The organism is [Clostridium] polysaccharolyticum, from assembly GCF_900111595.1.
GTDB lineage: Bacteria > Bacillota > Clostridia > Lachnospirales > Lachnospiraceae > Clostridium_AI > Clostridium_AI polysaccharolyticum.
The window spans coordinates 21648-30674 of sequence record NZ_FOHN01000033.1; the positions used below are offsets into that span (position 1 = coordinate 21648).

At 37.3% G+C, this 9027-nt stretch carries 7 protein-coding genes; 6 read left to right on the plus strand and 1 reads right to left on the minus strand.

Translation table 11 applies throughout. The features are described 5' to 3' along the window. Positions 1–3: 3 nt before the first annotated feature. Positions 4–891: a chemotaxis protein CheX gene (locus BMY85_RS13985; protein ID WP_092478888.1), complete on the minus strand. Its 888-nt coding sequence runs from the start codon at positions 889–891 to the stop codon at positions 4–6. Between the two features lie 157 nt (positions 892–1048). Between BMY85_RS13985 and argS the strand changes: the two genes are divergently transcribed. From argS to BMY85_RS14015, 6 genes are all read left to right on the plus strand, one after another. Continuing rightward, positions 1049–2818 (plus strand): arginine--tRNA ligase, encoded by a 1770-nt coding sequence (gene argS, locus BMY85_RS13990; RefSeq protein ID WP_092478889.1) that lies wholly within the window; start codon positions 1049–1051, stop codon positions 2816–2818. A 72-nt stretch (positions 2819–2890) separates the two neighbouring features. Then, a complete protein-coding gene (locus BMY85_RS13995; protein WP_092478890.1) occupies positions 2891–4213 on the plus strand; it encodes an ATP-binding protein in 1323 nt (440 codons plus the stop codon). 30 nt (positions 4214–4243) lie between these two features. After that, entirely contained in the window at positions 4244–5185 is a 942-nt protein-coding gene (locus BMY85_RS14000) for an AAA family ATPase (RefSeq protein WP_092478891.1), read from the plus strand. A 25-nt stretch (positions 5186–5210) separates the two neighbouring features. Further along, positions 5211–6377: a DUF58 domain-containing protein gene (locus BMY85_RS14005; protein ID WP_092478892.1), complete on the plus strand. Its 1167-nt coding sequence runs from the start codon at positions 5211–5213 to the stop codon at positions 6375–6377. Beyond that, positions 6374–8569 (plus strand): transglutaminase-like domain-containing protein, encoded by a 2196-nt coding sequence (locus tag BMY85_RS14010; protein ID WP_092478893.1) that lies wholly within the window; start codon positions 6374–6376, stop codon positions 8567–8569. Before BMY85_RS14005 ends, BMY85_RS14010 begins: the two co-directional genes overlap by 4 nt. Before the next feature lie 216 nt (positions 8570–8785). After that, positions 8786–9027: hypothetical protein (locus tag BMY85_RS14015; RefSeq protein ID WP_143066398.1), on the plus strand; the 242-nt coding region annotated here is incomplete at its 3' end.

Consider the following 9027-nt stretch of genomic DNA (forward strand, 5'->3'; position numbering starts at 1 on the left):
TTCTTATCTAAAAGATATGTTCTGATCTATTGCTATAATAATATCGACTTTATTGTCATTAATATAAACAGGAAGAACATAAAAATTTCCAGAGGCTATCATAGTCTGGTTTTGGTAAGATACTGGTGGAAGCATGTCTTCCTCAATGGACTCATCGTACAATTGTCTAGCATATAGACCATTTACACAGTTAATAAACTCACAAATTGCGTCGAAAACATCTTCATCGACTTCGCTAAATATTTCATCAGCATATGGATTAGCAATTTCGAATAATGCTTCATCGTTTCCTGAGAAACCGACAAAAATTCTATGATTGCCTTGTAGTTCTTGACTTGCAAGATAATCAAATGCATAAGAATCTGCTGAATAAACTGTGTCAAAGTATATATCACGTTGAATAAATCGAATAATATTGCGAAGAAATAATGAAAAGTGTTCGTAGAAAAGAGGCTCGTTAATGCGTAAAAAGTGTTTTGTAAAAGCATCGGTGCTGCCATCTTTCATTGCGGTGAGGACATCATCTGTTATGGAAAATTCGTTTTGAAATGCAGTCATCATCTCGTTTATTTTTTGAAGTGTGAGAAAACCACTTTCGATGCTCGCTTGTGTAAATGCCATAAACGGACTGCCCTGCTGGCTAAGTAGAAAATCGACTTGTTCATTCGTTAAGTATCCTTTTTCTACTGCTATATCACCAAAACGTTTATCTTTGGTAGCTTGTATCTGATTTATCTGATCTGCCTGCTCTACTGTAAGAAGTCGGGATGCTACTGCCATCAATCCAAGCTTAACTCGCGTTGTCTTTTGAATGAGTAGTATTTCATGAAATTGCTGCTTCGTAATCAGGTTATTACGAATTAAGTAATTTCCAAAGAAATGACTGAACATAACATAGTCTCCTTTCCATATTCAGTTACTAATAATATACAACAAATAACAGAAAAAATATAGTCTTTTTCAGAAAAAATATAAGTTTTCTATGACAATATTTATAATTTGTGGTATAGTTGTGTATAATGTTTTTTTGAGAAAGGGCTTAAGCAAAATGAAGAAAATTATCGATCTATTGAATGCTGAAGTAAAAGATGCATTTGAAAAGGCTGGATATGATAAAGAGTATGGCAGCGTAACGATCTCAAATCGTCCGGATTTATGTCAATATCAGTGTAACGGTGCATTAGCAGCAGCAAAAAAATTTAAAAAGGCACCAATTATGATTGCCAATGATGTAGTGGCATTATTAGAAAAAAGCAGAACATTTGGTGAAATTACAGCGATCATGCCAGGATTCATTAATATTAAAGTAAGTGATGCATTTTTGGCTTCCTATGTCAATGAAATGAATCAGGATGAACGTTTTGGATGTGAAAAAACGGAAAATCCAAAGAAAGTAATAATTGATTACGGCGGTGCAAATGTTGCAAAACCTCTGCATGTAGGACACTTGCGTTCTGCTATTATTGGGGAAAGCATAAAGAGAATTGGGAAATTTATGGGCAATGACGTAATTGGAGACGTTCATTTAGGAGACTGGGGGCTTCAGATGGGGCTGATTATCACAGAGTTCAGAAAACGTAATCCTGATTTGGTGTATTTTGATGATGCATATACAGGAAAATATCCAGAAGAACCACCATTTACTATTTCAGAACTGGAAGAGATTTATCCATTTGCCAATGCATATTCCAAAGAACATCCGGAATATAAAGAAGAAGCAATGAAAGCAACCAATCTGTTACAGAATGGACACCGTGGATATATGGCACTTTGGAATCATATTTTAAATGTTTCCATTACAGACTTAAAGAAGAATTATGATAATCTGAATGTGTCCTTTGAGTTATGGAAAAAGGAAAGCGATGCACAGCCATACATTCCAGATATGGTTGAATACTTAAAAGAGAATGGATATGCACATATCAGTGAAGGGGCTTTAGTTGTAGATGTGAAAGAAGAAACAGATACAAAAGAAGTGCCGCCTTGCATGATTTTAAAATCAGATGGTTCGAGTTTATATAATACGACAGACTTAGCTACTATGGTAGAACGTCGTAAATTATTCAATCCAGATGCAATTATTTATGTAGTAGATAAGAGACAGGAACTGTATTTTACACAAGTATTCCGTTGTGCAAAGAAAACAAAAATCTTAGAAGAGGATACACAACTGACTTTTTTAGGATTCGGTACTATGAATGGAAAAGATGGCAAGCCATTTAAAACAAGAGATGGTGGGGTAATGCGTCTTGAAAACCTGATTAAAGAGATTAACGAAGCGGTTTATGAAAAAGTAATGAGCAATCGTGAAATTTCGGAAGAAGAAGCCCGTAATATTGCTAAAGCAGTAGGTCTTGCTGCCATTAAATATGGTGATTTGTCTAATCAGGCCTCCAAAGATTATGTATTTGATTTAGATCGATTTACTTCATTTGAAGGAAATACAGGTCCATATATTCTGTATACAATAGTAAGAATTAAATCCATCTTAGGCAAATATCAGAATGAAATTGGACAGCTTCCACAGGGGGCAAAGATGAAAACTGCATTTAATGACAGTGAACGTGACTTAATGCTTGAGCTTGTGAAATTTAATGAAGTAATGTACAATGCCTATCAGGAAAATGCACCTCATAAGATTTGCCAGTATGTGTATGAAATATCTAATGCATTCAGCAAGTTTTACCATGAGACAAAAATTATTTCCGAAGAGAACAAAGAACAGCAGGATAGCTGGATTACATTGATCTCTTTAACAGCAGGTATATTAAACCAGTGTATGGATCTTTTAGGTTTGGAAGCACCGGACAGAATGTAGGCGGATTTACCCTTAGATGGCTAGATGAGCTATCTAGGGGTTTTTATAAATATCGTAAAGAGAGGTCTTACTATGTATAAAGAAGTGAATCAGTTAATTATTTACCGGAATTTTGACAGAGAAGGAATTCTGCACGAACTTGCAGCAGTTTGTGAGACATATGAATCGGGAGATTATAATAAAAAAGAACTAGTTGCTAAGATATATGAACAGATGAATTGTCTGCTTGATGTTGCAACTCGTTATGGATTTGATAAAAACCTTTGGCATAATTACATAGCATATTCGTTAGTAACAGATGAAAATCCTTTTAGCATTGTTTGTGAGAAACACGGAAAAAGAGAAGGTTCTGTGTTAGCATTTGCATTAAGTGATTTCGAAAATATTTATCGTCTGTTTCATTATGACTTTTCCAAAATGGAACAGGCACTTGGCATTTCCTGTTTTCAGATTATAGAGCAGTATCAGGCAATCCAGAAAAAGGAAAGAAGCTATAACAAGAGTGTAAGTGAAAAAGTACGTGCGTTAAGTGAAAAGCTGGAGACTGCCAAAGATGCACAAGATTTTCTTGTTTACGTTACAGATTTTTACAAGAGCTATGGCGTTGGAAAGTTTGGTCTCAATAAGGCATTCCGAATCAAGAAGAAGGATCAAGATGTGGTACTTGCACCTATTTTAAATACGGATATGGTGAAATTAGACGATTTGATAGGCTATGAAATTCAGAAACAGAAACTGATTGATAATACAAAGGCATTTGTGGAAGGAAAAAAATCAAATAATGTTCTTTTAACTGGAGACAGTGGAACAGGAAAATCGACTTCTATTAAAGCTATTTTAAATGAATTTTATGATCAGGGTTTGCGTATGATTGAAATATACAAACACCAGTTTCAGGATTTATCAACGGTTATTGAAAAGATTAAGGACAGAAATTACCGCTTTATTATTTATATGGATGATTTGTCTTTTGAGGAATTTGAGATTGAGTACAAATATTTAAAAGCAATTATTGAGGGCGGTCTTGAAACTAAGCCAGACAATGTGCTGATTTATGCTACATCCAACCGCAGGCACCTGATTCGTGAAACTTGGGGTGACCGGAATGATGGAACCAGTAATGAAGAATTGCACCGTTCAGAGACTATGCAGGAAAAACTGTCCTTAGTAAATCGTTTTGGAGTAACCATTTCTTATTCCAAACCGGATCAAAAAGAGTATTTTAATATTGTTACAAGTCTTGCAAAACGTTATCCGGATATTACGCTGACGGAACAGGAGATCTGCATGGAGGCAAATAAATGGGAGTTAAGTCATGGTGGAATGTCAGGGCGTACGGCACAGCAGTTCATTAATTATCTGGCTGGTAAATATGGAGTAAGAGACGATAACTAGACAAATTGGCATTTGTTAGAGGGGTGGATTATGGGAAAAGAAAATCACGAAAAATTAGTACACCTTCTGGAGGGACTGAATCAGATTCTTATAGGCAAGGAAAAGCAGATGGAGCTTGTCTGCGTATCCTTACTGGCAGGAGGCCATATGCTGCTAGAAGATGTTCCGGGAGTAGGGAAAACTACGCTGGCAAAAGCGGTTGCAAAGCTTACAGGGTGCAGCTTTGGGAGAATACAGTTTACGCCGGATACTCTGCCTGCGGATATACTAGGGTATTCTGTATACAATGCGAAGACAGAGCGTTTTGTCTATCAGAAGGGGCCTGTTATGACGCAGGTTCTGCTAGGTGATGAGTTAAATCGTACATCTCCAAAGACACAAGCAGCATTGCTAGAAGCAATGGAAGAGAAGCAGATAACGGTTGATGGGGTGACTTATCCACTGCAGGAGCCTTTTTTTGTGATAGCTGCCCAGAATCCAGTTGGCTTTCTAGGAACATACCAGCTTCCAGAAGCACAGCTTGACCGTTTCTTTTGTAAAATAAGCCTTGGTTATCCAGAGAGGCAGTCAGAGGTGCTTATGGTAAAAAAGATGGTGAAAAAACTGGTGTGGGAGGAAATCCCTAATGTACTAGAAAGCAAAGATCTGGCTGTTATGCAGAAGGAAGTCGAGGAAGTCCGTATTCATGAAGATTTAATCCAATATATTTTAGAACTTGTGGAGAAGACAAGGAACCATGAAAATATCTCCTTGGGAGTAAGCCCTAGAGGAACTCTAGCTGCAGTAAAGGCATCTATGGCAATGGCGTATTTAAGAGGGAGAGAGTATGTAATTCCAGAAGATGTAGTCACTATTCTCGTACCTGTTTTAGCACACAGAATCCAGTTGTCAGCCATGGCAAAAGTAAAAAAGATAACGGAAGAAGGAATTATTTTAAGCATAAAAAACGAAACAAAGATTCCTGTACTCTAAAGTAATAGGGGGTGCTTGTGATAATATGAAACAAGTTAGAATTGGTATCCTGCTGTCTATTATTGTATCCAGTATCTTTGTAACCTGTTATGGTGGAAGAATTCCATATCGGATTTTTCAGTGCACATTGCTTGTGCCAGTTATCTGTTTTGGATATACACTGTATGTGTATGAAAGATTTCGTATTTACCAGAGAGTACATCATAAAACTTTAGTAAAAGAAGAACCAGAAGAATATCTGCTAGAAGTGGGAAATGAGGATGTTATTACATACGAGCATATTAAATTAAATTTCTTTGAAGAGAATTCTGTTGTACTTGGGGTAGAACCGATTCGGGAGTGTTATCTGCTTCCAGGGGAAAAGAAGAATTATAAAACCTCTGTGTTATGCCGATACCGTGGCAATTATGCTATTGGAGTAAAAAGTGTTCAGGTGACGGATTTTATTCATTTGTTTACAATTACGTATCCTATAAAAGAGCCATATGAGGTGACTGTGTTACCGAAAATAACAGTTCTGGAAAAGTGTTTTTTTCTTGAGGAATCGTTAGATGAAAAACAGGGAAGCTGTTTTTGCCAGTCTGAAGTAAAGGAAATGGATATGGAAATCCGGCCCTATATTCATGGTGATGAACTTCGGTTTATCCATTGGAAAGCGACTGCCAAGTATGGGGAACTGTTTACTAGAAAGCAGATGAATAAAGCAAAACAGGGAGTCGGCATTTACTTAGAACTTATTGAGGAAGAAGGAGAGCATCGACTTGCAAAGGAAGACAGAATGTTAGAAACTGCTTTGAGTATTGCTTATTACTGCGTGAAAAATGATACAAAATGCAGTATGGTTTATGAGCAGGGAGAGATAAAGACATTTTCCATCAGTGGATTAAGGGAATTTGAACAGTTTTATCAGAACACTGCCCAGCTGTTTTTTCGTGGAAAAATGAGTACGAGTCAATTGTTAGAAAGCTTTGTGCCAGCACAGGACCAGATTGTGATATTGTTTTCTTTAGCCTTAAGGGAAGAAATTCTGGAGTGTGCCGCTGTGCTGGCAAATAAAAACCAGAAGGTGACTGTAATTGTAGCAGGAGAGGAACCATCAGACTGGGAGGCTGGATGTTTCGGTTTTCTTGTTATATTCCTGCCTTTTGATAGTGATATAAAGAAACTATTGGAGGAGGGGGTGCTGCTTTGAAAATAATATATGAGAAGGGGCTTCCGCTGATACTTGCTATATTGCTAGGGTTTCAGGAGTGCAGCTGGTTTCAGGTACCTGCATCATTCCTGCTTCTGTTATTTTTCTGTGGAATTGCGGTGCTGATACTATATGTATGGGAGAAAAAACAGTGGAATCTGGTGGCAGGAGTATTGCTGTTTGTAGTTGCTGTGCCAGTTATATTGCGTATAGGAAAGATTTGTTTTCTGGAAAGGCAAGACTGGCTGTATGTGGGATGCTTTGGGCAATGTATCTTACTGATTCTTCTCATGAAATATATCTGGGGCAAGTGTGTGGTTTCTAGCGTTTTGATCCTGTCCTGTATTGTGTTAAGAGTCTGTGATAAACCTGTTTTTTCCTGTTTGCTCGTTTTGGGTTTAGTATATTTTTTGCTTGCAGTTTCGGAATGGATTCATACAAAGTTTTACCAAAGAAGACTGGATAACCAGAGAAGTATGGGGTTAATGCCTGTTTATTTTCTTTTACTGGTTGTATTATTGTGTCTGCCAGTAAAAGAAACACCTTTTGACTGGAGTTTTGTTGTCAATCCGGTACAGCATATGTATGAAAATGTCTGTACCCTCATAGAAGATATAAAGGATGCCAGAAACAATGAGAAAAGTTTCTTTTCTTATAAGTTAAATGGAGAGGATTCGAAGGAGAGCAGGTTAGGCGGAAGTATAGAGGATTCGTCAACGGTTCTTTTGAAGGTGAAAGGAAGGAAAAGAAATGGATATTCTATTTATCTGACTGGCAGTGTGTATGACACTTATACGGGAAATGGATGGATTAGGAGTAACATGGAAGGTGAAAATGATTCGGTAAAGGAGGAACATATTCTTGCCAAAAAGGAATTAGAACAGGCATGTCTTAGTCAGCAGTGGGGAAAAGTTAAGGAGGAAACCGTATATTCGGAGGAAAGTCTGTATATTCGGTACGGTCGGTTAAAGACAAAAACCATATTTTATCCTGCTTATTTAAATGATATTTCACTGATCTCAAAATCAGAAGATTACCACGAAGAGAATGCCAATTTATATTTTCAGAAGAAAAGAAAAAGGGGATATCAGTACCAGGCTTTTTACAGAGACGTGAACTTGGAAAGTGAGCTGGTGAAAGGATATCTTAGAAGTCTTGGTGAAGCTTCATTAAAAGACCGTGTTTTAAGACAGAGGACTGCTAAAATTGCTAGTAAAAATCTGCAGCTTCCTAGTTCTTATTCGGATAAAGTGAAAGAACTTGCTTTTAAGGTAACAAAAGATTGTGAGAACTCTTATGATAAAATGATGGAAATTTGTCAGTATGTAAGACGGTTTCCTTATACAAAAAAGGTGGAGGATGTAAAAGAAAAACAGGATTTTGTGGAAGATTTTCTGTTTCGTACCCAGAGAGGATATTGTACTTATTTTGCAACTTCTGTGGCTGTTATGGGACGGTGTATAGGAATCCCTACCCGTTATGTGGAGGGGATGGTGATTCAGGAGGATTCCAAAGAAAAAGATGAGTATTATATATTAGATGGAAACTGTATGCATGCATGGTGTGAAGCTTACTTTGCGGGGTTTGGCTGGGTTCGTTTTGAGGCGACACCTGGTTATGGCAATAAGAAAGGAAGCTGGAAACCTGCTGGTGGAAAAAATTATTATGAGCATACACCTAAAAAGGAAGAACAATTGCCATTGCAATTGGTTGCCAAAGAGGTACCTATGATAGAGGCAAGACATTCTGAAAACCAGAAAAAGCTTCGTACATTGCTTTTTATAGTATGGGTGCTGTTAGCTGGTCTGATATTGTTCTTTATAACATTTTTGGCAATGTATATCTTTAGAAGCAGGAGAGTCCGTACAGAGGAAGAACAATGCACACAATTGCTAAAAGAGCTTATGTTTTATCTTCGAAAACTGGGATTTGTACGAGAAGACAGCGAAACGTTAACCAGGTTTTATGTCAGGGTAAAGCAGAAGATGCAGCTGGATTCTGCAGAAAAAGAAAAACAGTTAAAAGATACAATAGACATATATCTTAGGATGCGATACGGCAAGATTGTGCCAGAACGAAAAGAGTTGGAGAAAATGAGAAAAACCGTTTCTATGGTGCGGAATGTCTTAAAAGAGTGCATGGATCGGGTACCATATCTGTTAGTTTGCATGGAAGCAAAAATGTTGTTTTAAGATAGGTAATGGGAGTAAAAAAGCCTGGATGTAAGGAAGTCTTCAAACCTTATCCGTTCAGGCTTTTTTTGATTGATAGGTATACCACTAAATTTTAGCTTTCCAAAATTGTAAGTTGACATAATAAACCAAAACAATCTATAATTAGCAGGAAAATGAATGGATTCGGAAAAATGTTAAGTTAGGTTGCTTCTTTTGCAACAGAAAGGATATTTTATGAAATTACAGAAAACTTTGGCGGCCGTTATGGCTTTCTCCACAATGTTATCTAGCGTTCCTATGTCCATACGGGCAGATGAAACCGTCAGTTTCCCTCCAGAAAAATCGGAATACTGCCAGCAAAACGAACCCATTATCACAATCAATGGCTGTGGATATACAGCACAGCAGTTTGTGGAGAGAGTCCTTGCATATACCATCGTGCCAGATCCCATTGCTTCAATGGAAACAGAAGATGG